The following is a 26373-nucleotide window of genomic DNA, read 5'->3' as shown; positions in this document are numbered from 1 at the left end:
GAAAGACCGATTTATGCGTTTTGTCCTATTGGCAAAGGATTTCGGGAAATTAAAAAGAGGTTAGATGTTTAGAAAAAGTATCATTGGTTTTGTCGTCTTGTTAAGCCTGGGAGCCTGCTCCTATTTCCAAAAGGAAGAAACGGCAGATGTTGTAGCCAGGGTCGGCGATAATTACCTGTATAAAAAGGACCTTTCCGGTATTTACGGAGAGAATATGTCCCGGGAGGACAGTATGGTAGTCCAGGCCAATTTTATAAATGCATGGGCTGCAAAACAGTTGTTCATGGAAAAGGCCAGGATCAATCTCCCGGAAGAGCAGGTCGCCGAGTTCGAAAAGCTCATTGCAGAATACAGAACGGACCTCTATACCACAACATACAAGGAAGCCCTGGTAAACAGCACCATGGATACGGCAGTTTCAGAGGCCGAAATAAAGTCGTTTTACAACAATACCGAAGACAATTTCAAGCTCAATGAAGAATTGTGGAGATTCCGGTATATAGAAATGAGCAAGGACTTTGATAAGGTAGATGAAGTCCGGGAGAAGTTTAAAAAGTATGAAGAAACCGACAGGGCCGGGCTGGAAGAAATGGCCATACAGTTCAGGTCTTACTCCCTGGAAGACTCGATTTGGGTGAGTACCTCCCAGATATTTCAGAAATTACCCATCCTGGCCCTGGAAAAAAACGAAAAAAACATAAAAAAATCGCATTTTATTGAATTGACAGACTCTTTAGGGGTATATTTGGTGTATATTAATGATATTTTGCATCGAAACGACACCGCCCCGATGTCATATGTAAAACCTACCATAAAGCAAATATTGCTAAACCGGAAAAAACTGGAATTTATCCGGAAGCTGGAAAAAGAAATTATGGATGAAGCAGTCAGAACAAAGAAATTTGAAATTTATGAGGAGTCGGATAAGTAAGCTCGTTGTAGGCATAGCCATTTGTATGCTGCAAACGGGATGGGCACAGGAAAAAGAAGGTGCGGAAAATACAAAGGTTGAAACTACTGCAACAGAGAGTACCGAAGTACAGCAAGACAGCACAACCGTGGTGCAGAGAACCAATATCGACGTACAGCAAGACAGTACAGCCGTAGCGCAGGAAACCGATAGTGAGGTTCAGGAAGATGTTGCAGAAAAGGTCACCACATCCGTTGAAAGGACCAAAGTAGACGGTGTTGTAGCCGTAGTAGGCGATTATATTATCCTCGAATCGGACATCGATAAAAGTTATATAGATCTTCAAAACCAGGGAATGCCGATCAAGGATATTCCCCGTTGCCAGTTGCTGGGCAAACTTATGGAAGATAAACTTTATGCACATCAGGCCGTACAGGACAGCCTGGAGGTGTCTGACAAGCAGGTTACGGCACAGACCGAACAGCAGCTCAATTACCTGGTGAGCCAGGTAGGTACGATGGAAAACCTCCTGGCCTATTACAAAAAATCGGATGAAGAGAGTTTCCGGGAAGAATTGTTCCAGATCAATAAGATACGTTCCCTTGCTGAGAATATGCAAAGCAAAGTGGTAGACGAAATAGAGGTCACCCCCGAAGAAGTGCGCCAGTGGTTTAATGATATTCCGGAAGATGAACGTCCGGTTTTCGGGGCAGAACTCGAAGTTGCCCAGATCGTTAAGACACCGGAAGTGCCGGAGGAAGAAAAGCAAAAAGTGGTGAACAGGCTTAAAGAAATGAAACGGGATATCGAAGAGAACGGAGCCAGTTTTGCCACCAAGGCTATTTTGTATTCCAAAGACCCCGGATCCAGTACCAAGGGCGGTTTTTATCATGTAACCAAGCAGACCGGGTTTGCCAAGGAGTTTATGGATGTGGCATACAGCCTGAGGGAAGGGGAGATATCCGAACCCTTTGAGAGTAACTTCGGATGGCACATTATAAAAATAGACAAGATCAAGGGGCAGGAACTCGATTTAAGGCATATAATCCTCATACCGGATATCCCGGAAAAAACCCTGGAAAAAACCAAAAAGGAACTGGAGGAAGTGCGGGAAAAAATAATAAACGGAGAAGTATCTTTTGGCGATGCCGCCAGGGAATATTCCGATGAAAAAGAAACCAAGTTCGAAGGCGGGCAGTTGCGAAACCCGGAGAATATGGATACCCGTTTTGAGCTCACCAATCTCGACCCTTCGTTGTACAGCCAGGTAAGAGATCTGAAAACCGACGAAATATCCAGGGTGTATAAAGAAGAAGACCCGAGGCAACCGGGAAGAGTAATGTATAAAATACTGAGGGTAACCAACAGGTATGATGAACATAAGGCCGATTATGTACAGGATTATCTGAAAATAAAAGAACTTGCCCTCAAGGAAAAACAGATAAAGGCCATAAGAGAGTGGATGGAAAAAACTATAGAGGACACCTACATCATGGTAAATTCCGACTACAGGGATTGTGACTTTTCCAATAAATGGGTCAAAAAATAAACATAGGCCCGGTAGCTGATACCGGGCCCGGGCCTTAAAAACACATCTAAAATCTAATATCTCCAAAAGCACCTCAAATCCAAAATTTTATGTCTGACGTTTCCGCTCTCAAAAAACTGGTAGAAAAACATCGAGTATTAAAACAGGAAATTGCCAAAGTCATTATCGGGCAGGAGGCGGTGATAGAGGAAATACTGCTCGCCATATATTCCGGGGGGCACGCCCTGCTTATCGGTGTTCCGGGACTTGCCAAGACCCTGATGATCCATACTATCGCAGATACATTAGGACTGGACTTTAAACGTATACAGTTTACTCCCGATCTTATGCCCAGCGATATTCTGGGAAGTGAGATACTGGACGCCAACAGGGAGTTCAAATTTATAAAAGGCCCTGTATTTGCCAATATCATCCTTGCCGATGAGATCAACCGGACACCGCCCAAAACACAGGCGGCCCTGCTTGAGGCTATGCAGGAAAGGGCCATAACCGTTGCCGGGTATAACTACAAACTGGATCTGCCGTACTTTGTCCTGGCCACCCAGAATCCCATAGAGCAGGAGGGGACCTACCCCCTTCCGGAAGCACAGCTGGACAGGTTTATGTTTGCCATAGAACTCAACTATCCTTCTTTTGAGGAAGAAGTAGATGTGGTGAAATCTACAACCGTAGATAAACAGGTAAAGGTAACACCTCTTTTTACGGCGAAGGAAATTGTGGATATTCAACACCTGGTCCGGAGGATCCCCGTAGCAGATAATGTTGTGGAATATGCGGTAGGGCTGGTGGGCAAAACCAGGCCGAATAACGGGAAGTCCATAAAGATGGTAGACGAATATGTAGACTGGGGTGCAGGCCCCCGGGCCTCGCAAAACCTGGTACTTGCTGCCAAAGCACACGCAGCGGTAAACGGAAAGTTCTCGCCCGATATAGAAAATATAAAGGCTGTGGCCAATGGTATTTTGAGACATCGGGTTATTAAAAACTACAAGGCTGAAGCCGAAAACATTTCCGTAGAAGAGATCATCGCTTCACTATTGTAATTCTTCTGAAGATCGAAAAAAAAAACGAACTTAGACAATCTCTTGATTTATCATAATATTTTTTGAATGATTATTTCCCGGTAAGAAAGGAAAGAGTCCCCGGAGAGACCACTTGTTTTCCGACATCTCCCGGGGACAGGTTTTTTTTGTATCTGTTTATTCGTTGTTCTTTTCTGCGAAGAAACGGTATATTATTCCTGCAAGTATGGCACCGGCGATCGGGGCAATAATGAATAGCCACAATTGTTGCAGGGCCCAGTCGCCCACAAATATGGCCTGGCTTATACTGCGTGCAGGGTTTACCGAAGTATTGGTAACCGGGATACTGATGAGGTGTATTAGGGTAAGGGCAAGGCCAATGGCGATACCGGCAAAACCCGCCGGGGCCCTTTTATCAGTGGCGCCCAGAATGACGATAAGAAACATGCAGGTCATTACAATCTCAGAGACCAGGGCTGCATTCATATTGTATCCGCCAGGGGAATGCTCTCCATAACCGTTGGCGGCAAAACTACCTATTTCACTGCCGTTTCCCGTAGCAATGACATAGAGTATTCCGGCAGCTACCAGTCCGCCGAGTATCTGGGCCACGATATAAGGAAGCAGTTCTTTGGCACTGAAACGCCCGCCTACCCACAAACCGACAGAGACTGCCGGATTAAAATGGCCTCCCGAAATATGTCCCAGGCCATAGATCATGGTCAGTACCGTAAGCCCGAAGGCCAGGGCCACACCGAGTAGCCCGATACCCAGTTCCGGGAATGCCGCGGCCAGGACCGCACTTCCACAACCTCCCAGCACCAGCCAGAAAGTTCCGATAAACTCTGCTAAAAATTTTTTCATAAAATTGTGTTTTACGGGTAACAACCCTGGTTGATAAATAGTGTTTGGCATGACCTGTACTGTCCCGGGAGCTCGCTCTCTTTTCCGGACATTACTGAAAAATCATGCGTATTACGATTATTGCAAAAAAATAAAATGTGAACTTACTTAGCTGTAAACCAGGTTATATCAAATTTATGTTTTTTTAGGATATAATGTTAATTATTTGAAAAATTTTTCTTACCTCAGGATGAAAAGTATAAAAATGAAGATAAATTTCATATCCCTGTATCTGCGGATATATTTTCGGGAGGGAAAAAGTTAACTTTGTGCGGTTACCATCATACAATGACTATGGAAATGCAATATAACCGGGAGTTCCTGGTAAAACTAGCCACAACCAGAATGCCCTTTGGTAAATACAAGGACGTTTATATCACGGACCTTCCCGAACCCTATCTCGTTTGGTTCCGGCAAAAGGGTTTTCCCCGCGGAACCCTGGGCAAACAACTGCAGGCCATGCTCGAAATTAAAGTTAACGGCCTGGAGCAATTGCTAAGGAATATACGCGAGGGGCTGGGGGAATAGTGTTTTTTTAAGCAGGTGCGTACAGCTCAAGGATAATGGTATTATATGCGACAGTAATGCCAGCATGAACATGAGTATTGAAGCCACAAGAACAGAACCGATAGAGATCAGCGCCCATGTCTTTGCTTTCCTCGATGCCCGGCAGGCTTCTCCTGCATAAAATCAGGTTATGGGGATTTAAGAATATAGTGTGAAGTACGAAGTTAGAAAGAGATTGTTAGCATTCCACTTCGTACTCCCAACTTCATACTTATTACTGGTATTGTTCTTGAATGAGCTGGTATCGCTCCATAAGGCCATCAATACCGAATATGGCGATCATTGCTATTGAATAAACGATGTAGACAGCATTGAGTACAATACCAATAATGGCAATGATCCTTCCTGTTTTTATATTGCTGAAATTATCGTAGAGCTCAGGGTCTGCCTTATATAGTTTTACCGATTTGTTGGCCAGTACCAGGGAGATCACTGCGGGGATAATACCCGCTCCGTATGCACAACAACACAGGATAGAAGCGATACTTAAAACAAGGATGAGCGTAGCATTGGGTAATTGTTGTTTTTCCATAATTTAATGGTTATAAGAATTTAAGGATATAATTACATAAAATAAATACAGTGCTAATAGTGGCCAGGCCTGCGGTAATCCCGGAAAAATTCCTTTTTTTCCAGAGAACGTCCAGAAACAGGAATACAAAGAGGAAGCAGAGGGGGTAGATCGCAGGATACATCTCAAACGCCCCGGCAAAATCCCCTTTGAAGAGCAGGGCTGCAGCACGTTGCAGTCCGCATCCGGGGCACTCAAAACCGAACAATTGCTTGTTTATGCAGGGGAGCATGTATTTTTCAACATCCAAAATCAGTGTGGTATTTAGCTTTGACAAACCTAAATTAGTATTATTTTTGAGAAAAAGTAAGGATGAGCGCCAAAAATCAACGCATATTGTATTTTATCCTGATACTCATCGGTGGAGCACTGGTATTTACAGAGCAGGGTAAAGAAAACAGGGAAGATCCGTATTTGCTGATACTCGGTTTTGTATTGCTTATGTTCGGCCTGTACAAAGCAACCACCCGTTGGGTGAGGGACAATCCTAAAGAAAACAGTTCCAATGATCCCGGCGGGGAAGAAGAAACCGGAAATGACAGATGGAAAAGCAACGGGGAAGACAGGGAAAAAGACAAGACAACATAAGATCATGAGCATAAAGGTTGGAGACAGGGTGGAGACCATAGACGATTCGCTGGCAGGTAAAGTGACTGCCATACGGGAGGGCGTGCTCTATATCCTTACGGATGACGGGTTTGAACTGGAGTTATCCCAGGGAGAGGTCGTTAAGATCAACGATCCTTCCTTACTGCAAAAGGCCCCTCTGGATGTGGACAAACACCTGCCCGAAAAGGAAGGGGGACGACGCAGGCGAAAGGCCACCTTTAAACCCAAGGAGCGGGACGCCCCCAGGATGGAGGTAGATCTGCATATTCATCAATTAGTTCCCTCTACCAGGGGTATGACCAGCCACGATATGCTCACCATTCAACTCGATACCGCGAGAAGGCAGCTAGAATTCGCTATCCGCAAGCGCATACAAAAGGTGGTCTTTATCCACGGGGTGGGCGAAGGTGTGCTCAAGACGGAACTCGAATATTTGTTCGGGCGATATGACAATGTAAAATTCTACGCCGCAGATTTCAGGAAATATGGCTTGGGCGCTACGGAAGTCTACATTTTTCAGAACGGCTAAGACTGTTTTTTTGCGTTTTCCTTTATCCTGAACTGTACTATCCGGGTTATGAGTTCCAGTGGCAGCGGATGGTCCAGCGGAAACTGTACGGCTCCCTTGGAGGTCTTGTATCCCTTTAGCTCATCTGCAAATGCTGTAATGGCCGAGGGCGTGGGGTAAAAACCGATATGGTTTGCATAGCCTGCAAAATGTACCAGGTTTTTGCCGAGTTTATACGTGGGCATCTGGTAGCTGATCACCTCTTCTGCTTCGGGGGCGGTTTCCCGGATGGCTTCCCGTACTTTTTCCAGGATTTTCCGTGTGCGTTGCGGAAAGGTATCGAGATATTCGTCTACTGTTTTAAAATTTGTCCCGGGCATAACTTTGTTTATTTATACGTGACTTTCGTCATAATCATATGCCTCCTTTAATTTCCGGATATCCAGCTTTTTCATTTGAAAGAGGGCCTGTGTCATCCGGTTGACCCTTTTCGGATCGTCTCCTCCGAACATTTGGGGAAGTATTTCGGGTATAACCTGCCAGGAGACCCCGAACCTGTCCTTGAGCCATCCGCATACCTGTGCTTTTTCGTCACCTCCTTCGGAAAGTCTGTCCCAGTAATAATCTATTTCTTCCTGGTCTTTACAGTTTACGATAAAGGAAATGGCTTCGTTAAAGACAAAAGGATGTTCTCCTGCACCGTCCATTACCATGAACTTTTCGCCCAGGAGGCTGAATTGCGCATGTCTTACCATACCTTCAGAGGCCTCTTCTCCGGGGCCGTATTTGAGAATACCATCCACGACCGAAGAATCGAAAATTTTGGTGTATTGTTGTAATGCCGCTTCCGCCTGTCCCAGGTGTTTGTTGACAAATAGCAGGCAGGGCGTGATTTTCTGGCCTACATCCGATATTTTTCCGAGGCTTATCTGCCAGGTAAGGCCATAACGGTCCTGTACAAAACCGTATTTTCCACTCCACGGATATTTGTCCAGTGGCATCAGGACAGCTCCCTTGTCGGAGAGGCTTTTCCATAGCCTGTCTGTTTCCGCTTCGGTCTCACAGGTAACAAAAAACGACACTGAAGGATTGAGTTTGAATTGAGGCCCTCCGTTCAGGGCTACGAATTTATAGCCTTCGATCTCAAATTCCATGGTCATCACCGTTCCGACCGGTTTTTGGTGAAATTCAAAACCTTCTTTGCCATATCTTGTAATCAGGCCTATCCCTGAGTTTTTGAACAGGGAAGTATAGAACCGGGCAGCTTCTTCTGCCTCCATGTCGAACCAGAGGTTCGGAATGATCTTTTGGGTGCTGTTCGTCTCCATTTTTATTTTGTTTTTGGTTTGGACAATATTAACCGTAACCGGTTAAAAGTATGTGTAACAAATATACGATCAGAGAGTTACAGTTTCAGGGGGGATAAGTGACGTTTTAGCGGGGGGATTGTGACACATTTATCCTGTGATATGGAGACAGGGTACGGGAACCTCGCTATTTTATAAAATCAACCTGGGTTATCTTGCCGTTTTCCACTTTATACATGGCTACGGCATGAAAGGTCCGCTCTCCGGCCCTCACTTTTTCCTTGTCGATCACCTTATTATTTATTATAATGCGGTTTTCAATCTCACAATGCAGGTTAGAGGTACGGTCAAAAAGTTTCTGGTAATTGGCCCGCATCATTTCCTTTCCCTGCATGATCCGTTTTCCGTCGGCGTCGAATATTTCCACATTGCCGGAATAGGTGTCCAGGAAGGCATCCATATTCCGGGCATTGTAGGCATTGACCTGTCGTTGCACTACCATTTCAGGGCTTTCTGTTAGAATCGAATCGGGTTGTATGACTTGCCCTTTTTTTATGACCCGGTATATGGAATTCAGGTTATCCAGCGACTCCAGGGGATTTTTATTCAGCAACAAGAGGTCAGCTTGTTTGCCTTCTTCCACAATGCCCGTGCTGTTTTCCAATCCGAATGCCGAAGCGGGATTTACAGTGGAGGCCTTCAGGATCTCGGCAGTGGTGAGCCCTGCATCCTGCATGGCCCGTAATTCCTGGATATAAGAAGAAGCGTGTTGGGTACCTATATTTCCTGCATCCGTTCCCGTGGCAATATTTACCCCCGTTTTAATGAGTTTACGGAGGTTTACCGCCATGATCGAGTCGTTTCGGGAGATCACCTCAGGAATACCGTTTTCCTTTAACCATTTGACCACAGAAGGCCATTTTTCCTGTTCCACGGTTTCGAGGTCCTTTAAGGACCCGTAGGCATGGGGATTGGCCCATTTCAGGTCCTGGGGGTGGTCGCCGGGAGTTCCTGAAAAGGCTTTGTAGTAGTTCCGGGATACGATAAGCGTGGGGATATATGTGACGTTTTTCTTTTTCAGGACCTTAATAAAATCGTCCGGTATAACATGGTCATCTACGCTGTGCACCAGGATCGAAGCTCCTGCCTGTACGGCAAGCCGGGCAGTTTGTAGCTGGGTGGAGTGCACGGCGAGTTTTAATCCGTTCGCAGCAGCGAGTTTGCCGACGTGTTCCACCAGGGGGAAAGACTTTTTCGCAGGATACTCGTCGTTGGCAATATACCAGACCTTGATAAAATCTGGTTTGTAAGGAAGCATTTTGGTAAAAAGGGAATCGATGTCTTTTGCAGAAGATACTTTAACGATGGGCGGATCATCCAGTGCCAGTTTGGGCCTGGCCACGATGGAAAACAAAGGCCCGGTGACCAGTATGTCGGGAGCAATGAGCTCCTTGCTTACGGAATCCCGTATGGCAAAATTGGAAAAGGGGCCACCGACATCCACAACAGTAGTGATGCCCAGCCGGAGATAGCGTTTCAGGTAGTCTTTGGTGTTTTTCAGGCCTTGTTCCCTTTCCTTTTCATATGAAAACATGTTCCGGAGATCTATGGCATCGGGACGGGTATACAGCCCGCCAGACTGGAAAAAATGGATGTGACTGTCCACAAGGCCAGGCATCAGGTATTTTCCGGTTCCGTCTATGATACTGTCCTTTTCGGAATATTTTATTTTCCCGGGTTTGGCAATCTGTTCTATTTTATCCCCGGAGATCACTACCGTACGGTTACTGGTCTTTCCGGTATTAACATCAATAAGGCTAATGTTCCGTATAATGGTTTCCTGGGCAAACAGGACCGGAACAAATGACAGGAACAAGAGTAGGAAAAGGATGTTTTTCATGGTTTTTTATTTGGATGTCAAAAAGTTGTGATGAATTTACATAAAAATAATGATGATATGGAATTTTCAGGATGATAGATAAACCTGACCGATCAACCTGCAACCTTAAACCTTGAACTTTAAACTTTGAACTTTGAACCCCTCCAGGTACCGGGAGAGCTATCAAAATATATGTATCTTTGCCCGCATTAAAAACAGACGATCATGCAAAACGGTATTTACGCAAAATTCAATACTTCCAGGGGAGAGATCCTGGTAAAGCTCACCCACGATAAAACCCCGGGAACTGTGGGGAACTTTGTGGGCCTGGCAGAAGGTAAACTGAAGAACGATGCAAAGCCCGAGGGACAACCTTATTATGACGGACTTACTTTTCACCGTGTTATCCCCGATTTTATGATACAGGGAGGGTGCCCCCAGGGAACCGGTGTAGGCGGACCCGGCTATCAGTTCGATGACGAGTTCCACCCGGACCTGAAACACACCGGCCCCGGGGTGCTCTCTATGGCCAATGCCGGCCCCGGGACCAACGGCAGCCAATTCTTTATCACTCATGTAGAAACTGCATGGCTGGACAATAAACACACCGTATTCGGTTTTGTGGAAAACGGCCAGGATGTCGTGGATGCGGTAGCACAGGGCGATGTTATCGAAAGCCTCGAGATCGTACGGGTAGGTGAAGAAGCGGAAAACTGGGATGCCGTTGGGGCTTTCCGGAAATTCGAAGCTTCTAAAGAGGAACGCCTCGCCGAAGAAAAACAAAAACAGGAAGATGCCCTTAAATCACTTACAGAAGGCTTTGACCGGACCGAAAGTGGCCTGTGGTACAAGATACTGGAACCGGGACAGGGAGACAAGGCCGTAAAGGGCAAGACCGTTTCCGTACACTACGAAGGTATGCTTACGGATGGCAGTGTATTCGACTCTTCTTATAAAAGAAACCAACCGATAGATTTTCAGCTCGGTGTAGGACAGGTAATTCCCGGATGGGAAGAAGGAATAGGGCTGCTGAACACCGGAGGCAAGGCTCGCCTGGTCATCCCGCCGCAATTGGCTTACGGAAGCCGTGGTGCCGGGGGAGTGATCCCGCCCAATGCCACTCTCGTATTTGATGTGGAGTTGGTAAACGTGAAGTAAGTATTAAAAAGATTGATAGGAGATTGATAAAGATTGAAGGAGATTGAAACATCCTTTAAATCAATCTCCTTCAATCTTTCCCGCATAGCGGGATCAATCTCCTATCAATCTAATCAAGATTCGGCTGTGGTGTCATTCTCAGGTAGGGTTTCACTTCGCGGAACCCTTTGGTGAATATCCCGGTGGCTTCTTCGCTGGAAACCGCAGGTACGATCACCACTTCTTCTCCGTGCTTCCAGTTGGCAGGTGTGGCAACCTTGTGATATTGGGTAAGCTGAAGGGAGTCGATGACACGCAGTAACTCGTCGAAGTTCCTCCCTGTCGATGCCGGGTAGGTGATGATGAGCTTTATGGTCTTGTCCGGTCCTATGACATAAACGGAACGTACGGTAGCTGTGGCATTTGCATTGGGGTGGATCATGTCGTACAGGGTAGATACCTTGCGGTCCTCGTCTGCAATGATCGGAAAGTTTACCGTAGTGTTCTGCGTTTCATTGATGTCATTGATCCATCCTTTGTGCGATTCCAGCCCGTCAACGCTGAGGGCCAGTACTTTTACGTTGCGCTTGTCAAATTCATCTTTGTATTTGGCCACGGCGCCCAGCTCGGTGGTGCATACGGGGGTGTAGTCTGCCGGGTGAGAAAATAAGATTCCCCATCCGTCTCCCAGGTATTCGTGAAAATCGATCTCTCCTTCGGAAGTCTGTGCTTTAAAATTCGGGGCTGTATCCCCCAGTCGTATTGTACTCATGTTTTCTCTCTTTTTATTAAACTATTTAGCCTATAAAATTACTAGACTAAAATGGAATAAAGAAATATTTAGCTGTAAAATATTTGTTAACACGAAAACGGGAAGAAAATGCTGGAAAAAAGGAGAAAAATACCGGGGAAGAAAGACAGGCAAGTACAATAACTTTTCTATTTTTGATATATGAATACACCCACCCTAGAAGAACTGCAATACCCGATAGGGAAGTTTACTGCGCCGGAGACCATGACCAGGGACCATATAGAAAACTGGACAGAGGCCTTAAAGACTTTTCCCCTACGTCTGGAAAGATTGGTTGCCGATCTTACAGAGGAGCAACTGGATACACCTTACCGCCCAGGGGGATGGACCGTGCGACAGGTGGTTCATCACCTGTATGACAGTCATACTAACAGCTATGTAAGGTTCAAATGGACATTGACGGAAGACACCCCAATGATAAAGGCATATTATGAAGACCGCTGGGCGGAGCTTCCCGATATGGCCGCTCCCATAGTGTTGTCTCTCCGGGCCCTGGAGGCATTGCATGCCAAATGGGTGTACCTTCTGAAGGGGGTGTCCGGGGAAGAGTTGCAACGGGTATTTATACATCCCGCGGGACAGAAAGAAGTATCATTGGCAGAGAATATAGGCATATATGCATGGCACTGCGACCATCATTATGCCCATATCAGCAATCTGCTGAAAAGGAACAACTGGGTCTAAAGCCGAAGTTTCATTCGGGTCATAGCACGGTATTCTTCCTTAATGGGAGGGAAATCCAGGACATTTATGGTGTAGCAGAAAGCGGGTTCGAATCCCGCCTTTTTATAAAATGCCTGGGCTGGGCTGGTATCCATGACATTGAGCCAGATCACCTTTTTACCGGACATGCGGGCGTAGTCTTTCACAAACTCCATCACTTTTGTACCTGTACCTTTGCCGGCAGCTTCGCGGATGATGTATATTTTCTCTACTTCCAGAGCCTCGGATGCGGAATACCCTGCCAGGGCGTTGTCCCTGACCAATTTGAGGATACCAACGGGCTTTCCCCGGCGCCGGATTAAAAAATACCTGAAGTTGGGGTTTTCGAACTCGCTTTCAACCGTCTTCCGGGAAAAGCTCTTTTTCATATAAAACGACCCTTTGTCTTTCCAGATATGGAGATAATGTTGTTTATAAGAAAGGCGGCCCGTTTGTATTATGGTATCGATATCTGCGGGTGTGCACGGAACAACCTTTATCCCGGAATTCACTTCCCGCTCATCTGGTTTTTCCATTTGATATTACATCCTATGCTCGGTTTCTGGTGTTCGGAAACCTTTTCTTCGAGAATAAGGGCATCGAGCGCTGCCCTGAGGTCTTTGCCTGTTACAGGAATGCCGTTTTCCGGCCTGGAGTCGTCCAGTTGGCCGCGGTAAACGAGTTTCAGGTCACGGTCGAAAAGGTAAAAATCAGGAGTGCAGGCTGCGTCATAGGCCCTGGCTACTTCCTGGGATTCGTCATACAGGTAAGGAAAGATAAAGCCTTGCTCTTCGGCATTTTTTGTCATGAGTTCAGGAGCATCGTCCGGATAGTTTTCCACATCATTGCTGGAAATGGCAGCAAAGCCGATACCCCTGGAAGCATAATCCCGGGCAAGCCTGGAGATCTCCGGGTTGACGTGTTTTACAAACGGACAGTGATTACAGATAAACATAATTACGGTACCTGTTTTGCCCTGAATAGCGGATAAGGATACGTTTTTTCCGGAAACCGTGTCCGACAGGTCAAAATCCGGGGCCTTGGTGCCCAACGGGAGCATATTACTGGGTGTTCTTGCCATTTCTTATTATAAGTGTTGATCGTATTATCTTTTTCCGGACCGGTCATTCCATAACAGTGCGGAAAATAAAGAAGCACTAAGGTACGAATTTGTGTGGTTTGCAGCAAACGGACCGGGCGGGGGAGTGGAATAGGTGAATTTTAAAATTGTTTGGTTTTACCGGTTTCCGGTATTTATGTGTGTAATTCAAAAAGTTTAAATGAGTTTATTGAAAAAATCGTAAATTGTATAGGTAGAAATCTATATTTAAAACATTTTCTCATGAAAACGCTTCAGCAATGGTTCGACGATTATGCTGTGAGCCACCAGAACAGGACCAATAAGAAGATACACTACATTTGCGTACCGGCGATCTTCTTTTCTATTGTAGGCCTGCTGATGAGTATTCCGGCAGGGCCTTTGCAGTACATACTGCCCGGAGTTTATCCGTATATAGAGAACTGGGCTGTGGTAGTACTGGTCTTTGTGCTTGTCTTTTATGCCCGGCTGTCCTTTGCCATGGCGCTTAAAATACTGGTCTTTGCTTCGCTTTGCGTTGTGCTCAATACCCTTATTGCCCGGGTGGCTCCCTTGTGGCTGGTGTCGCTACTTATCTTTGCCCTGGCCTGGATAGGACAGTTTTACGGACATAAGATCGAAGGCAAAAAGCCTTCTTTTTTGAAGGATATACAGTTTTTGCTCATCGGCCCGGCCTGGGTCATGGACAATATTTTTAAAAAGGGATGAAAAGGCTGGCTTTTGAGCTTTTTTGTTTGTAACTTTAAAGAGACTGATATTCAGAATAATCTGTAAATCCGGAACCCATGAAAAATGCTTATGATACTTTGTCAGAAGCCATCGACGAGCTCAAAAAAGAAGGCTTTACACAAGACTACAATCTCCAGGACAAAGGAGTAAAGAACAGGCAGAAGGACAGTCATATCCCTGCCGAAGACCTCAATGTGTTAATGATGTACCGCTTTGAAGGCAGTACCAACCCGGATGACAATTCGGTACTCTATGCCATCGAAACGGCCAAAGGAGAAAAAGGTCTTTTGCTGGATGCTTATGGCGTATATTCGGGAAATATATCCCGGGAAATGATGGATAAGCTCCGTATTCACTGATTTATCTCCTCCTAACCTCCCCTAAGGGGAGGAACCAAATCTCTGTTTACATAGTTTTTCTTTTCTAAATATACTCCCTCCCCCTGGGGGAGGATTGGGGAGGGGATAAAAAATCTTCCTGAGACCAACAGGACGGGACAATTTAACAATAAAAGGAAATAAGTTCCATACTTATCGCTATACCTTTTTTTCCTGATTAAATTATTTGGATTTGGATATTTCTTATGCTAAGTTTGATGTTTTTCTAAAACTTGCTTACTATGGAAATATCCTGGAACGATTTTGAAAAAGTAGATATACGGGTGGGGACTATCGTGGAAGTGAACGACTTCCCAAAAGCCCGGAAACCTGCATATCAAATAGTCATCGATTTTGGTGATGAGATCGGTATCAGAAAATCTTCGGCACAGATCACCCAACGATATAAAAAAGAGAATCTGCTGAACAGGCAGATAGTCGCTGTGGTAAACTTTCCTAAAAAACAGATCGCCAACTTTATGAGCGAATGCCTGGTGGTTGGAGCAGTAGGCGAGGAAGGCGATGTGGTATTGTTATCCCCGGATTTCAAGGTAAAAAACGGGCTCAGGATCGCCTGATGCGATCCCGGCCCATATAAAAACTCACAATTACATCAGCTTATTGAAGAAAATGGCATTCATCAAGAGCTTGTTGGTGCCATACCAGAATGCCCTGAAATTGGTGTTATCCGTAAAGATGATTACCTTGCCTTTTCCCGACCTGAAGACTTTAAAAGGGACAGAGCCTTTGAGTTGCTCCAGGTTCTCTTCAGAGATGTATCCGCTGAGCAGGGGATCGTCGGTATATATTATGGGGTTGTTATAGCTTTGTTCATCCGGCTCCATAAAGATATTGGTGTTTCTGAACAAGGCGATCTTATCGTTTTTGTACCCGAAATTTATGGGATGCGACCTGTCGACATCCGCTTCAAAAATGGCACCTCCCGTTACCTGGGCACCGCGGAAGTCCTGTTGCTGTTCGTAGGTTACATCTTTGGCCGTGATCTCTTTTTTTCTCAGTTCAGGATCTATAAATTCATTGTTTTTTAACCAGTTAACGGCCTGTCTGTAACCGATTAATACACCGCCGTTTTTTACCCAGGTCTGAAGTTTTTCTTTGATATCGGTATTGAGGCTTCCCCGGGTGCTGGTAAGGATTAAAACATTGTATTTGTCGAGATTCACCCGGTTAAAATAACTTTCGTCGATCTTGGTAATGGGTATATCATAGCGCTGGTCGAAAAGATGCCATATTTCTCCTGCATCATACGGAGAGATCCCATTGCCCGTAAGCATGGCCACCTGGGGCATTTCGAGGGTTTTGAACTGGTTGCTGCCCAGGTCGCTTCCCACGGCATGACCGGTGGAGACACCATCTATTTCCAGATGGCTTTCTTCCGCAACTTTCTGTAAAAACACATAGAGTGCCCCGCTGTCCATTTTCTGGTTTTGTACGGGGATCATTATGGTACCGTAATCATATTCCCTGTCTTCGATCGTAAAAGGGGTTTTTCCGACCTTAGCCCTGATCCCTTTGCGAAGTATCTGGTAGAGTGCTTTTGGAGTATAGTATTCATGCCATTCCAACAGGTAGGCATAATTGCTTTGACGGTTTATTTTTCCCTCTCTTAACCGGAGATCGGAGATTTCCTGACCCGCATGAGAAAGGGCTGTTTCTCCGTAATCCAGGTCAAAGGCCAGGGGGAAGGTCCAGGAAGAAATGTCGTAAAAAAGGCTGTCTGTAAACTCCGTACGGGTCTCAAACATGGCTTCGATGAGTTTGATGTTTTTCTGGTTTTTAGGTACCATATAGGCGAAGCCTTCCTTATAGTGTTTTTTGTTCTCGGTAAAATCGCCGGCCAGGTCATAGACCTTTATCTGCTGCCGTTTCAGTATCTCTGCAAGGTGATAGGCTTTTGCCGCGTCTTTTTCATCGCCGAACACCAGGGCTTTTCCTTTGCCTTTGGAGGCCTGGCTACGGGTGTCGGTATAGAAGCTGCGCTGATAGTCGAGCAATTGTTTTCGCATATTGCTGGCGGCTTCTAAAGTAGAAAGAGCAGTAGTGAACTGATTTCTTATGGTAAAGGGGAAGGTGAGGAGGCCGTTGTCGCTTTCCTGTATATGCCCCCTGGAGCTGCCTTGTTCGAACAGTATGCCGATCCCTCCATTGATGTCGGGAAAAGTGGATCCCTTGCCATAGAAAAAGTCATCGTAGTTTTCTTCGGAATAGTAAAGCGAACCGATGTTGTTCAGCGCTTTTATATGGAATTTGCCGATCTGTTTGGTGAGTTCCTGGTTCATTTGGGGAGTAAGCGGGTGTACCCTGTTGGGTTCTCCGGGTTGAAAGAAGAAGGTGGAATTGGTGCCCATTTCGTGATGATCGGTAAGAATATTGGGCAGCCAGCGATGGTAGGTTGCTATCCTGGCCCTGCTTTCCGGAAGTTGTACGGGCAGCCAGTCGCGGTTCATGTCAAACCAATAGTGATTGGTTCTCCCGCCGGGCCATACTTCATGGTATTCCCTTTCGTTTTTGTCCGGGTTCAGGTTCCTGCTCTTGTTGGTGTTGGCCCAGTATGCAAAACGTTGCAGTCCGTCGGGATTGAAACAGGGGTCGAACAGGATCACGGTGTGGTCCAGTATTTCGTCGATCTCCGGGCTTTCGCCTGCTGCAAGGTAGTATGCTGCGACCAGTGCGGCATTGGAACCGCTGGGTTCATTGCCATGAATGGAAAAACCCTGATAAACAACAACGGGCATATCGCCCGTGCTGAGGCTTCCGCTCCCCGGTTCCGATAATTTTAGGTGTTCCCGGCGGATGTTTTCGATATTGCGGTGGTTTTCCGGGGAGGTGATGGTCAGGAGAAGGAGCGGACGGCCTTCGTAGGTAGTACCCCGGTCTTCTATGCTGATCCGGTCTGAGGCCTCTGCCAGTGTTTTCATGTATTCCACCAGTTTGTCGTGGGTGACGTGCCATTCGCCCACTTCATGGCCTATAACACTTTTCGGGGTGGGGATATCGGTATTGTATGAAATGTTCTGAGGTAAATAATAGCTGAGGTCCTCAGGAGCCTGTGCACGCACACATTGCGTTACGGTAAAAAGCAGAAGTAGTAATTTTTTCATGATTATGTTAGTTAGCGAAAAGTAAATATAAAAAAACCGCTTCTTTTTAAGGAAGCGGTTGGTCATTTTAGAAAAGTTTTAACGCTTATATGTCGTCAAAACTAAGGTCTGTAAAATTTTCAGATGAGGATTCTCCGTTGGAGTCTACGGGTTCCTTCTTAAAGTCTTTTTGATGACGTTCGGAAATTACTTCTTCTCCTTTTTCTTCTATAACATAATCAGTCATTTCCACTAAAATATCTTTAAAAGCATCAAAATCTTCTTTGTATAGGTAGATCTTGTGCTTTTTGTAATGGAAAGAACCGTCATCATGTGTGAATTTTTTACTCTCAGTAATGGTGAGGTAGTAATCTCCAGCTTTGGTCTCCCTTACATCAAAGAAATAAGTTCTCCGTCCGGCTCGTAGTACTTTCGAGAATATTTCATCTTTCTCTAGTAAACCTTTTTCACTCATAATCCCTCTAATCTTAAAAATTAGTTGTATAGTTAAACAGAACCAAAAATGTGAAAAAAAATGAAATGAAGCAACAAAAAACTTACATTTCTTTTTCCGAAAGCTGGGTCAGGTACAGATCTTTGTATTGCCCTTCTGTATTTATAAGTTGATTATGAGTGCCTTGCTGGGCAATGGAACCATCCTCCAGAACGATGATCTTATCGGCATTCCGGGCCGAGGAGATCCTGTGGCTCACAATAATGGTGGTTTTCTCCTTCGATACCTTGTTGAGGTGTTTCAATATCTTTTCTTCGGTTTCGGTATCTACCGCGGAGAGGCAGTCGTCAAACAGGAAGATCTCCGGGTCTTTGAGCAGGGCCCTGGCAATAGATACCCGCTGTTTTTGCCCACCGCTGAGGGTAATGCCCCTTTCTCCGAGTACCGTATCGTATTTTTTGGTGAACTTCACAATGTTTTTATGCACTTCGGCCCGTTTGGCTGCATCGATGACTTCCTGGTCTGTGGCATCTGCCTTGCCGAACCTGATGTTGTTCTTTATGCTGTCAGAGAACAGGAAGGCTTCTTGGGGAACTGTGCCCAGGGCTTTTCGTACATCGTACAGGTTCAGTTGTTTCAGGGGTACATCGTCAATGAGGATCTCTCCCTCCGAAACATCATACAGCCTGCCGATGAGGTCGAGTACCGTGGATTTCCCGGACCCGGTCTTACCGATGATGGCCAGGGTCTCCCCGCGGTTGAGTGTGAAAGACAGCTTGTTGATGGCGGTGATGTTGGTGTCTTCATAAGTAAAGGAAACATTCCTGAATTCTATTTTTCCGCCGATCGGGGTAGGTTCCGGGTTGTGATTCTGAATCTGGGGCACGGTGTTCAGAAACTCATTGATCCGTTTTTGAGAGGCTTCCGCCCTTTGCACCGTAGAGGTCAGCCATCCCACGATGACCACGGGCCAGGTGAGCATGGTAATATAGATAATGAATTCTGCGATGATCCCCACGGTTTCTATCTCTCCTTTGATATACTGGTTACCTCCTACATAAATGGCTATGGTACTGCTAATCCCTATGAGCAGGGTCATTAACGGCATAAACCAGGCATCCACGCGGGCCAGGGACATGCTCTTCCTTCTCCCGTCCTCGGCAATGACCTCGGTTTCCCTGTTTATACGGGGTTCTATATTGTAGGCCTTGATCACAAAGATTCCCGAAAAGGTCTCCTGAGAAAAGGTAGACAGGGTGGAAAGGTATTGCTGTACCACCGTACTCCTTTTATGGATGACCTTGCTAATCCGGTAGATAAGATAGGAGAGAAAAGGCAGGGGAATAAGGCTGTAAAAGGCCATGGAAGGTGACTTGTAGAACATAATGGGTACGACACATACGAACAGGGTCAGGGTTTGTATACTGTACATTACGGCGGGCCCCGCATACATACGCACCTGGTTTACATCCTCGCTGATCCGGTTCATCAGGTCACCCGTGCGGTTCTTTTTGTAAAAGTTCAGCGACAGCTTTTCGTAATGCCGGAATATCTCGTTTTTAAGGTCAAATTCAATGTAGCGGGAAACATTGATAATGGTCTGTCTCATCAGAAAGGTAAAGAAAGCCGATAACAGGGTAGACCCTACTATGATGAGAATATAGGTCAGCAGGGTGGACTGCAGGGCGGCCTTGTCCGCACCCGGGGTGGAGAGGAAATCTTCTACCGCAGCGATGGATTTGCTGACATAAGGAGGCATTACCAATGAGAAGATCCGGGCTATGATGGTGATTATTACGCCGATAAGGAGTTTTACCTTATATTTTTTAAAGTATTTGTTAATGTATTTTAATTCCTTCATAAAAATCCGAAAAGAAAGGTTATTTTGACAAATCGACACTCAAACCCTTTTGTTTTTTATAAATCATCAATTTTTTCGTATTTTTGTATGATAATTTTATCAAATTATCAAAAATCGAAATCATCTAATTCCAAAGAGTAATGACGACAGATATGTTACGTTCTGATGAACTTAAAAAAGTTGACCCGGTCTTTGGTCAACTTTCCTTTGACGATCATGAGCAAATTGTGTTCTGTAACGACAAAGATACAGGATTAAAAGCAATTATTGGTATTCACAATACAGTATTAGGTCCGGCACTGGGTGGAACCAGGATGTGGCGGTACAACAACGAATGGGAAGCCTTGAACGACGTGCTTCGGCTGTCCAGGGGAATGACCTATAAATCTGCAGTTACCGGGTTGAACCTCGGTGGCGGAAAAGCGGTGATCATAGGTGATGCCAAAACCCAGAAAACGCCCGGGCTGATGCGGAAATTCGGAGCATTCGTAGATTCTCTTGGAGGTAAATATATCACGGCAGAAGATGTGGGCATGGAAACTGCCGATATGGACATCGTAAAAGAAGTAACACCTTATGTTACCGGAGTGTCTGAATCCAAAGGAGGGGCCGGAAACCCTTCGCCCATCACGGCATACGGAGTGTATATGGGAATGAAAGCCGCTGCTGGCTTCAAATTCGGTACGGACAAACTGGAAGGTAAAAAAGTACTTGTACAGGGCATAGGCCACGTAGGCGAATCTCTTGTAGACCACCTTACACAAGAGGGGGCCAGGGTATTTATTTCCGATATCAACGAAGCCCGTTTGCAGGAAGTGAGCGATAAATACGGCGCTGTGGTATATGCAGGAGATGACCTGTATGCTGCCGAAGTGGATATTTATGCCCCCTGTGCACTCGGGGCCACCATAAATGACAATACCGTACACAAAATAAATGCCAGGGTTATAGCAGGAGCGGCCAATAACCAGCTTGCGGATGAAACCAAACACGGCGCCATCCTTAAAGAGAGGGGGATTGCCTATGCCCCGGATTTCCTGATCAATGCGGGAGGGATTATCAATGTTTATGCCGAGCTCGAGGGCTATGGTAAAGAAGAGATCATACGAAAAACCGAAAATATCTATAATACGACCGGGGAGATCTTTGCCCATTCCGAGAAAAACGGATGCACCACACACGAGTCTGCCTTACAGGTAGCACAAGGCAGGATCGATGCCCGGAAGAAGGAAAAAGGAGCATAAGGAACAGATTGATGGGAGATTGATCCGGTTATACCGTAAGATTGAGGGGGATTGATGGAAGATTTAAGATCAATCTTATTTAATTTTTCATCAATCTCAGATCATCCTGCCAGGATACCGAAAAACACCCTGGTTTCGGTACTCCGGGACAGGTTCTGATGAAAAATATACTGTAAAAATATTCCAAAAAGAAAACTTAGACAGTATCTGAATTTGACAGTAATACGTCAGATTTCAATTTAGTAACAGAAAAAACTTGGAATTTGAAAATGGAAACCCTTATTTTTGCAAGGCGGAAGAATACCTCTTTCGCCTTAATTTTTTAATGGTAGGTTCTTTAGATATGTTAACAAGACGACATATTCGCGTTAAAGTAATGCAGTCGATTTACGCGTTGACTCAATCCGAAAAAACGGATCTGGACAAGGAGGAGAAATTCCTTTCCACAAGTATGGAGAATATGTACAACCTCTACCTGGTGCTCATAAGCCTGATGGTGGAGATGCAGAAAATGGCTGCTTACAGACTTACCGCTTCTGAGAAAAAATACCTCGCTACGGAAGAAGAAAAAAATCCCAACCGGAAATTTGTGGATAATAAGGTAATGGCCCTGCTGGTCAACAATCTCCTTCTGACTGATGAACTGGAGTCGAGGAAAGTCAATAACTGGTATCTGGACGAGGAATACGTGAAGGTGCTGTGTGTGGCCATGGAAGAGAGTGACCTGTATAAGAAATACATGTCTACCAGGGATTCCTCCTTTCAGGAAGACAAGGAGTTTTTACAGGACCTGTACAAGGAGATCATCGCACCCAACGAAAAGCTGTACGACTATATTGAGGATTACAACCTCACCTGGGTAGACGACCTCCCCCTGATCAATACATTTATCCTGAAGTTGTTACGGAAAGTAAAGCCAAAGGACAACGAAGGCTATTTCCTACCTCGCCTGTACAAGGATGAGGAAGACCGGAAGTATTCCAGGGAACTTTTCAGGAAAACCGTGCTCAACGAAGAAATGCTGCAAAAAGAACTATCCGGCAAAACCCCGAACTGGGATACCGACAGGATCGCGGAGGTAGACGAGGTTCTGCTGAAAATGGCCATCTGTGAGTTTCTGAAATTCCCGTCCATTCCTGTCAAGGTAACGATCAATGAATATCTGGAAATAGCCAAGGAATACTCCACCCCGAAGAGCAGTATATTCATAAACGGTATACTTGACAAGATCGTAAAAGATTTCGGAGCCCGGAATAAATTGAACAAAGTAGGGAGAGGATTAATGTAATAATCCTTATTTTTATGCCCGTAATCAAAAAAATAATCTGTTAATCTGAAAAATAAAGAGTGATATGAAAAGAGTTTTGTTGACCATAGCACTTGTAGCAACGGTCTTTACATCCTGTAAAAAAGATGCCACCAGCAAAATAAAAGCCGAAAATGTAGCACAGGCTGCTGTAAGGGACGAAGCCGCCAAGAAGTTACCCGTGATAGAATTTGAAAAAAAGGAACACGATTTTGGTACCATCCAACGGGGAACTGCCGTGGAAACCGTATTTAAATTCACCAATACCGGTAATGCCCCCCTGATCATCACTAATGCGAGCAGTAGCTGCGGGTGTACGGTCCCGGAATTTCACAAAGACGAGCCGATCGCTCCGGGAGAGACGGGTGAATTAGTGGTAAAATATAACGGTTCCGGCATAAACCAGGTCTCCAAGACCGTTACGGTAACTACCAACACGGAAAAAGGAAGTGAACTGGTGAAGATCAAGGCCTTTGTAGAAGAACCGGGTAAGTAAGGCCCTCCAAATGAAAAATTTTAAACAACTATATGGAATCAATTAATTCATTAGCCCCCTTTTTACTGATGTTTGTGGTGATCTATTTTTTTATGATCCGGCCACAGATCAAACGTCAGAAACAGGAAAAGAAATTTGCAGCTGAACTGAAGAAAGGGGATAAAGTGGTCACCAAAAGCGGTATGCACGGAAAGGTCATAGACCTGAATGACAGTGACAATTCATGTATCATAGAAACCCTGGCCGGGAAGATCAAGTTCGAACGTTCTGCCATTTCTATGGAAATGAGTGCAAAATTAAATGCCCCGGCATCGGACAAAACCAAACCGGCAGCGAAAGACAATAAGAAGTAATCTTTAAGGACTTTTATAAGGTTAAAAGCCACTTTTTCGAAAGTGGCTTTTTGCATTTTAGAAGAGGGATCATCTGTATTTATCATGTAACCCTTTGCCTTCAAGGATAAGCGGTATTATTTTTTCCAGGCGGCTGTATCTGGTGGCTTCTCTTTTGGCTTCCTGTATGTATTCGGCATATTCCCGTTGTTTGTAGGGAGTAAGGGTGTTAAATTTTTCGTGAAAGTTTTTGTCTTCCTGTAATTTTTGAAGGAGTTCCGGGGGAATGGTCAGCTCCTTTTTTTCCGGTTTTATTTCCTTTCCCTGTTTTTGATTGGCAATGGCTTCTTCTACATATTGCCTTATTTTATCTTCTTCCATTTCCTCCCCGGCAGTAAACCGCCATTGGCGCAGGGCTTTGGTTTTACCTTCCTGGGCGTTTATCAAGACCTTGTATTTGTCTTTAAGGAGGGCACCATTGTAGAACCACAGGGCTATATGTTCTTTAAAGGCAGCAAAACCCACAACGTTCTTCCCGTTTATGGTATAGGTGGGGCACCCCCATTTGATGGTTTCCTGCAATTCGGAGTTCTTAAGGATATTCCTTAGTGTTTCGAGTTCCTTATACCGCTTTTGGTGCTTTTGCAGGTAGGCTTCTGCAGATGTTGTCTTTTCCATTTTTTTGTGTTTTGGTTGGTGGAGGGTGGTTTTTAGTGCCTTCGTGGCTACATCTACTCCTGATATTTATTTGAAGTGAGTTCGGCAATTTTGACGATGACTTCCACAGCTTTCTGCATACTCTGCACAGGGACATATTCGTATTTACCGTGAAAATTATGCCCGCCCGCAAAGATATTGGGACAGGGGAGCCCCATATAAGACAGTTGTGAGCCGTCCGTACCGCCCCGTATGGGTTTGATGATGGGTGAGATGCCCACATCCTTCATAGCCTGTTCTGCGATCTCTACGATGTGAAAAACGGGCTCTATCTTTTCCCGCATATTGTAATACTGGTCCTTGATCTCCAGTGTAATGGCATTGCCGTTTTTAAAGTTCAGCTCGTTGGTGATCTTTTGCAACAATTCTTTCCGGGCCTCGAACTTGTCGAAATCATGGTCGCGGACAATGCCTTCCAATGTCGTGTTCTCCACATCGCCCCGTATGCTGTAAAAGTGGAAAAAACCTTCCGTACCTTCCGTGTGTTGCGGAGTCTCTGCGGGAGGGAGCATATTGGCAAACTGATTGGCAATAAGCAGGGAATTGACCATTTTTCCCTTGGCATAGCCGGGGTGTACACTTTTCCCTTTAATGGTGATCTTCACGCCAGCCGCATTGAAGTTCTCGTATTCCAGTTCGCCGATCTGGCTGCCATCCATGGTGTAGGCCCACTCCGCGCCGAATTTTTCCACATTGAATTTACTGGCTCCGCGGCCTATCTCCTCGTCGGGCGTAAAACAAATACGTATTTTTCCGTGTTTTATTTCAGGATTCCGGACAAGGTATTCCATCGCCGTGACTATTTCGGTGATCCCGGCCTTGTCATCCGCTCCCAGAAGGGTTTTGCCGTCTGTGACGATCAGTGTTTGCCCTTTGTATTGTAGCAGGTCTTCAAAATAACGGGAAGAAAGGATAATATTTTCTTCTTCATTCAGAACAATGTCTTTACCGTTGTATTTTTCGATGACCCTTGGCTTTACGTTGGTGCCGTTAAAATCGGGTGAGGTGTCCATATGCGAAACAAAACCGATCACCGGGACTTCGTGGTCTACATTGGAGGGTAGTGTGGCCATGACATAACCGTTCTCATCCACGGAAACGTCCTGCATGCCTATGCCTTTCAGTTCTTCCACAAGGCGGTTGGCCAGTATCCATTGTTTGGCCGTACTCGGAGTGGTGCTGGATTCGGGATCGGATTGGGTGTCGATGGTTACATAGCTGATAAATCGGTCTATAATGTCTTGCATGTGGCGATATTTTTTACGAAAGTACTATTATTAGGTATAAATTTAAAATTTAGCGGCCCGACATGGGGGGCATTCGATTAACGATAGATTTACTTGGATGTTTTGTAAGAAATAGGGTAATTTGAGAAAATAACAAAATCATAAAATAATGCAGGACAAATTTCTGAATCTATTAAAAAGGGTACAGGCTATTTCAGATACGGGGCTACTGTACGCCAAAGATAACTACGATATAGAACGGTATGAAGAACTCAGGGATATTAATATGGAACTATTAGAGCTGTATACAGGTCACGGGAAAGAAGACCTGCAGCAGATGTTTCCCCCGGCAAAGGATTATCCTACCGCCAAGGTGGATGTACGCGGACTGGCGCTTTCTGCCGACCATAAAATATTACTGGTAAAGGAGAGTGCCGATGGTAAATGGTCATTGCCCGGCGGCTGGGCAGATGTGGGCTATACGGCTTCGGAAACCGCGGTGAAGGAATTTAAGGAAGAAACAGGCCTTGATGTGAAAACGGAAAGGCTGCTGGCTGTGATGGACAAAAAGAAACATCCGCATCCGCCGCAACCTTTTTATGTGTACAAGATCGTATTCTATTGTAAGATACTGTCGGGAGAGCTGAAGAAAAGTTTTGATGTCCTGGATGTAGGTTACTTTAAAATAGATGAACTCCCCGAACTCTCGGGCGACCGTATACTGAAAAACCAGATCGAAATGCTGTACGAAAAAGTGGTTTCCGGAGATAATGTGCCTTATTTTGATTAGGGATAAAAAAAGAATGCCTGAAAAGTAGCCTATACGTCAACCTGAACTGTTACCCTGAGCACGGTCAAAGGGTTGTTTCAGGTTCTCATCCCAATCGTCCGATGAGCGGGATGGGATGCTGAAACAAGTCCAGCATGACGGGGTTCAAAACTTTTCAGGCATTTTT

Annotated in this window: 30 protein-coding genes; 16 read left to right on the top strand and 14 right to left on the bottom strand. The window is 45.3% G+C overall.

Features of this window, described 5'->3' with window-relative positions; all coding sequences use genetic code 11:
• Nucleotides 1–64 precede the first annotated feature (64 nt).
• From KN811_RS08285 to KN811_RS08275, 3 genes are all read left to right on the top strand, one after another.
• Nucleotides 65–931 carry a peptidyl-prolyl cis-trans isomerase gene (locus tag KN811_RS08285; RefSeq protein ID WP_187966501.1) on the top strand — a complete coding sequence of 289 codons (867 nt, stop codon included), beginning with the start codon at nucleotides 65–67 and terminating at the stop codon, nucleotides 929–931.
• Nucleotides 912–2459, top strand: a complete 1548-nt coding sequence (locus KN811_RS08280) for a peptidylprolyl isomerase (protein WP_247716436.1) — start codon at nucleotides 912–914, stop codon at nucleotides 2457–2459. The genes KN811_RS08285 and KN811_RS08280 overlap by 20 nt, the downstream gene beginning before the upstream one ends.
• Nucleotides 2460–2548: 89 nt before the next feature.
• Nucleotides 2549–3502: an AAA family ATPase gene (locus KN811_RS08275; RefSeq protein ID WP_187966502.1), complete on the top strand. Its 954-nt coding sequence runs from the start codon at nucleotides 2549–2551 to the stop codon at nucleotides 3500–3502.
• 156 nt (nucleotides 3503–3658) lie between these two features.
• On the opposite strand, the gene aqpZ is transcribed toward KN811_RS08275, so the two are convergent.
• Nucleotides 3659–4345 carry an aquaporin Z gene (gene aqpZ, locus KN811_RS08270; protein ID WP_187966503.1) on the bottom strand — a complete coding sequence of 229 codons (687 nt, stop codon included), beginning with the start codon at nucleotides 4343–4345 and terminating at the stop codon, nucleotides 3659–3661.
• A 333-nt stretch (nucleotides 4346–4678) separates the two neighbouring features.
• Between aqpZ and KN811_RS08265 the strand changes: the two genes are divergently transcribed.
• Nucleotides 4679–4912, top strand: coding sequence for a DUF3820 family protein (locus KN811_RS08265; protein ID WP_425596678.1), 234 nt, complete (start codon nucleotides 4679–4681; stop codon nucleotides 4910–4912).
• A 253-nt stretch (nucleotides 4913–5165) separates the two neighbouring features.
• On the opposite strand, the gene KN811_RS08260 is transcribed toward KN811_RS08265, so the two are convergent.
• Together KN811_RS08260 and KN811_RS08255 are read right to left on the bottom strand one after the other, a co-directional pair.
• The gene (locus KN811_RS08260) at nucleotides 5166–5483 is read right to left on the bottom strand and encodes a CCC motif membrane protein (protein ID WP_187966504.1); all 318 of its coding nucleotides are present in this window, start codon (nucleotides 5481–5483) and stop codon (nucleotides 5166–5168) included.
• A gap of 10 nt (nucleotides 5484–5493) precedes the next feature.
• Nucleotides 5494–5799, bottom strand: coding sequence for a DUF2752 domain-containing protein (locus tag KN811_RS08255; protein WP_247716435.1), 306 nt, complete (start codon nucleotides 5797–5799; stop codon nucleotides 5494–5496).
• A 35-nt stretch (nucleotides 5800–5834) separates the two neighbouring features.
• On the opposite strand from KN811_RS08255, the gene KN811_RS08250 reads away from it, so the two are divergent.
• Nucleotides 5835–6110 (top strand): hypothetical protein, encoded by a 276-nt coding sequence (locus KN811_RS08250; RefSeq protein WP_187966505.1) that lies wholly within the window; start codon nucleotides 5835–5837, stop codon nucleotides 6108–6110.
• Nucleotides 6111–6114: 4 nt separating this feature from the next.
• Complete coding sequence (locus KN811_RS08245) at nucleotides 6115–6660, top strand: Smr/MutS family protein (protein ID WP_187966506.1); 546 nt, start codon at nucleotides 6115–6117, stop codon at nucleotides 6658–6660.
• Here the strand turns inward: KN811_RS08245 and KN811_RS08240 are convergent.
• The 3 genes from KN811_RS08240 to KN811_RS08230 form a co-directional block, all read right to left on the bottom strand.
• On the bottom strand, nucleotides 6657–7019 hold the full coding sequence (locus KN811_RS08240; RefSeq protein ID WP_187966507.1) for an iron chaperone: 363 nt from the start codon (nucleotides 7017–7019) through the stop codon (nucleotides 6657–6659). The two genes, KN811_RS08245 and KN811_RS08240, sit on opposite strands and share 4 nt — an antisense overlap.
• 12 nt (nucleotides 7020–7031) lie before the next feature.
• The gene (locus tag KN811_RS08235) at nucleotides 7032–7967 is read right to left on the bottom strand and encodes a VOC family protein (RefSeq protein WP_187966508.1); all 936 of its coding nucleotides are present in this window, start codon (nucleotides 7965–7967) and stop codon (nucleotides 7032–7034) included.
• Nucleotides 7968–8133: 166 nt separating this feature from the next.
• The gene (locus KN811_RS08230; RefSeq protein WP_187966509.1) at nucleotides 8134–9846 is read right to left on the bottom strand and encodes an amidohydrolase family protein; all 1713 of its coding nucleotides are present in this window, start codon (nucleotides 9844–9846) and stop codon (nucleotides 8134–8136) included.
• A 204-nt stretch (nucleotides 9847–10050) separates the two neighbouring features.
• On the opposite strand from KN811_RS08230, the gene KN811_RS08225 reads away from it, so the two are divergent.
• The gene (locus tag KN811_RS08225; protein ID WP_187966510.1) at nucleotides 10051–10983 is read left to right on the top strand and encodes a peptidylprolyl isomerase; all 933 of its coding nucleotides are present in this window, start codon (nucleotides 10051–10053) and stop codon (nucleotides 10981–10983) included.
• A 109-nt stretch (nucleotides 10984–11092) separates the two neighbouring features.
• Here KN811_RS08225 and KN811_RS08220 read toward each other — a convergent pair whose 3' ends face one another.
• On the bottom strand, nucleotides 11093–11734 hold the full coding sequence (locus tag KN811_RS08220; protein WP_187966511.1) for a peroxiredoxin: 642 nt from the start codon (nucleotides 11732–11734) through the stop codon (nucleotides 11093–11095).
• Nucleotides 11735–11914: 180 nt separating this feature from the next.
• Between KN811_RS08220 and KN811_RS08215 the strand changes: the two genes are divergently transcribed.
• Nucleotides 11915–12457, top strand: a complete 543-nt coding sequence (locus KN811_RS08215; protein ID WP_187966512.1) for a YfiT family bacillithiol transferase — start codon at nucleotides 11915–11917, stop codon at nucleotides 12455–12457.
• On the opposite strand, the gene KN811_RS08210 is transcribed toward KN811_RS08215, so the two are convergent.
• Nucleotides 12454–13011 (bottom strand): GNAT family N-acetyltransferase, encoded by a 558-nt coding sequence (locus tag KN811_RS08210; RefSeq protein WP_187966513.1) that lies wholly within the window; start codon nucleotides 13009–13011, stop codon nucleotides 12454–12456. The two genes, KN811_RS08215 and KN811_RS08210, sit on opposite strands and share 4 nt — an antisense overlap.
• Nucleotides 12984–13556, bottom strand: coding sequence for a thioredoxin family protein (locus KN811_RS08205; protein WP_187966514.1), 573 nt, complete (start codon nucleotides 13554–13556; stop codon nucleotides 12984–12986). Before KN811_RS08205 ends, KN811_RS08210 begins: the two co-directional genes overlap by 28 nt.
• Before the next feature lie 261 nt (nucleotides 13557–13817).
• Between KN811_RS08205 and KN811_RS08200 the strand changes: the two genes are divergently transcribed.
• From KN811_RS08200 to KN811_RS08190, 3 genes are all read left to right on the top strand, one after another.
• Nucleotides 13818–14282 carry an Mpo1 family 2-hydroxy fatty acid dioxygenase gene (locus tag KN811_RS08200; RefSeq protein WP_187966515.1) on the top strand — a complete coding sequence of 155 codons (465 nt, stop codon included), beginning with the start codon at nucleotides 13818–13820 and terminating at the stop codon, nucleotides 14280–14282.
• A 77-nt stretch (nucleotides 14283–14359) separates the two neighbouring features.
• The gene (locus KN811_RS08195) at nucleotides 14360–14662 is read left to right on the top strand and encodes a phosphoribosylpyrophosphate synthetase (RefSeq protein WP_187966516.1); all 303 of its coding nucleotides are present in this window, start codon (nucleotides 14360–14362) and stop codon (nucleotides 14660–14662) included.
• 260 nt (nucleotides 14663–14922) lie between these two features.
• Entirely contained in the window at nucleotides 14923–15258 is a 336-nt protein-coding gene (locus KN811_RS08190) for a tRNA-binding protein (RefSeq protein ID WP_187966517.1), read from the top strand.
• Between the two features lie 30 nt (nucleotides 15259–15288).
• On the opposite strand, the gene KN811_RS08185 is transcribed toward KN811_RS08190, so the two are convergent.
• The 3 genes from KN811_RS08185 to KN811_RS08175 all read right to left on the bottom strand — a co-directional run bounded on the left by KN811_RS08185 (nucleotide 15289) and on the right by KN811_RS08175 (nucleotide 20096).
• Entirely contained in the window at nucleotides 15289–17802 is a 2514-nt protein-coding gene (locus tag KN811_RS08185) for a M14 family zinc carboxypeptidase (RefSeq protein ID WP_187966518.1), read from the bottom strand.
• An 85-nt stretch (nucleotides 17803–17887) separates the two neighbouring features.
• A complete protein-coding gene (locus tag KN811_RS08180; protein ID WP_187966519.1) occupies nucleotides 17888–18256 on the bottom strand; it encodes a PUR family DNA/RNA-binding protein in 369 nt (122 codons plus the stop codon).
• Nucleotides 18257–18338: 82 nt separating this feature from the next.
• On the bottom strand, nucleotides 18339–20096 hold the full coding sequence (locus tag KN811_RS08175) for an ABC transporter ATP-binding protein (protein ID WP_187966520.1): 1758 nt from the start codon (nucleotides 20094–20096) through the stop codon (nucleotides 18339–18341).
• 140 nt (nucleotides 20097–20236) lie between these two features.
• Here KN811_RS08175 and KN811_RS08170 point away from each other — a divergent pair, with 140 nt between their 5' ends.
• The 4 genes from KN811_RS08170 (at nucleotide 20237) to yajC (ending at nucleotide 23495) form a co-directional block, all read left to right on the top strand.
• Nucleotides 20237–21340, top strand: coding sequence for a Glu/Leu/Phe/Val family dehydrogenase (locus KN811_RS08170; protein WP_187966521.1), 1104 nt, complete (start codon nucleotides 20237–20239; stop codon nucleotides 21338–21340).
• 376 nt (nucleotides 21341–21716) lie between these two features.
• Nucleotides 21717–22628: a transcription antitermination factor NusB gene (nusB, locus tag KN811_RS08165; protein ID WP_247716434.1), complete on the top strand. Its 912-nt coding sequence runs from the start codon at nucleotides 21717–21719 to the stop codon at nucleotides 22626–22628.
• A 64-nt stretch (nucleotides 22629–22692) separates the two neighbouring features.
• Nucleotides 22693–23142, top strand: a complete 450-nt coding sequence (locus tag KN811_RS08160; protein WP_187964630.1) for a DUF1573 domain-containing protein — start codon at nucleotides 22693–22695, stop codon at nucleotides 23140–23142.
• 32 nt (nucleotides 23143–23174) lie between these two features.
• Complete coding sequence (yajC, locus tag KN811_RS08155; RefSeq protein ID WP_187964631.1) at nucleotides 23175–23495, top strand: preprotein translocase subunit YajC; 321 nt, start codon at nucleotides 23175–23177, stop codon at nucleotides 23493–23495.
• Nucleotides 23496–23564: 69 nt separating this feature from the next.
• Here the strand turns inward: yajC and KN811_RS08150 are convergent, their stop codons facing one another.
• Both KN811_RS08150 and pepT read right to left on the bottom strand, forming a co-directional pair.
• On the bottom strand, nucleotides 23565–24152 hold the full coding sequence (locus tag KN811_RS08150) for a YdeI/OmpD-associated family protein (protein ID WP_187964632.1): 588 nt from the start codon (nucleotides 24150–24152) through the stop codon (nucleotides 23565–23567).
• Nucleotides 24153–24205: 53 nt separating this feature from the next.
• Nucleotides 24206–25438: a peptidase T gene (pepT, locus tag KN811_RS08145; RefSeq protein WP_187964633.1), complete on the bottom strand. Its 1233-nt coding sequence runs from the start codon at nucleotides 25436–25438 to the stop codon at nucleotides 24206–24208.
• A 148-nt stretch (nucleotides 25439–25586) separates the two neighbouring features.
• Between pepT and KN811_RS08140 the strand changes: the two genes are divergently transcribed.
• A complete protein-coding gene (locus KN811_RS08140; RefSeq protein ID WP_187964634.1) occupies nucleotides 25587–26207 on the top strand; it encodes an NUDIX hydrolase in 621 nt (206 codons plus the stop codon).
• Nucleotides 26208–26373 lie beyond the last annotated feature (166 nt).

The organism is Sinomicrobium weinanense, from assembly GCF_018863395.1.
In the GTDB taxonomy this organism is placed as follows: Bacteria; Bacteroidota; Bacteroidia; order Flavobacteriales; family Flavobacteriaceae; genus Sinomicrobium; species Sinomicrobium weinanense.
This window is presented reverse-complemented; position numbering and strand designations above follow the sequence as displayed.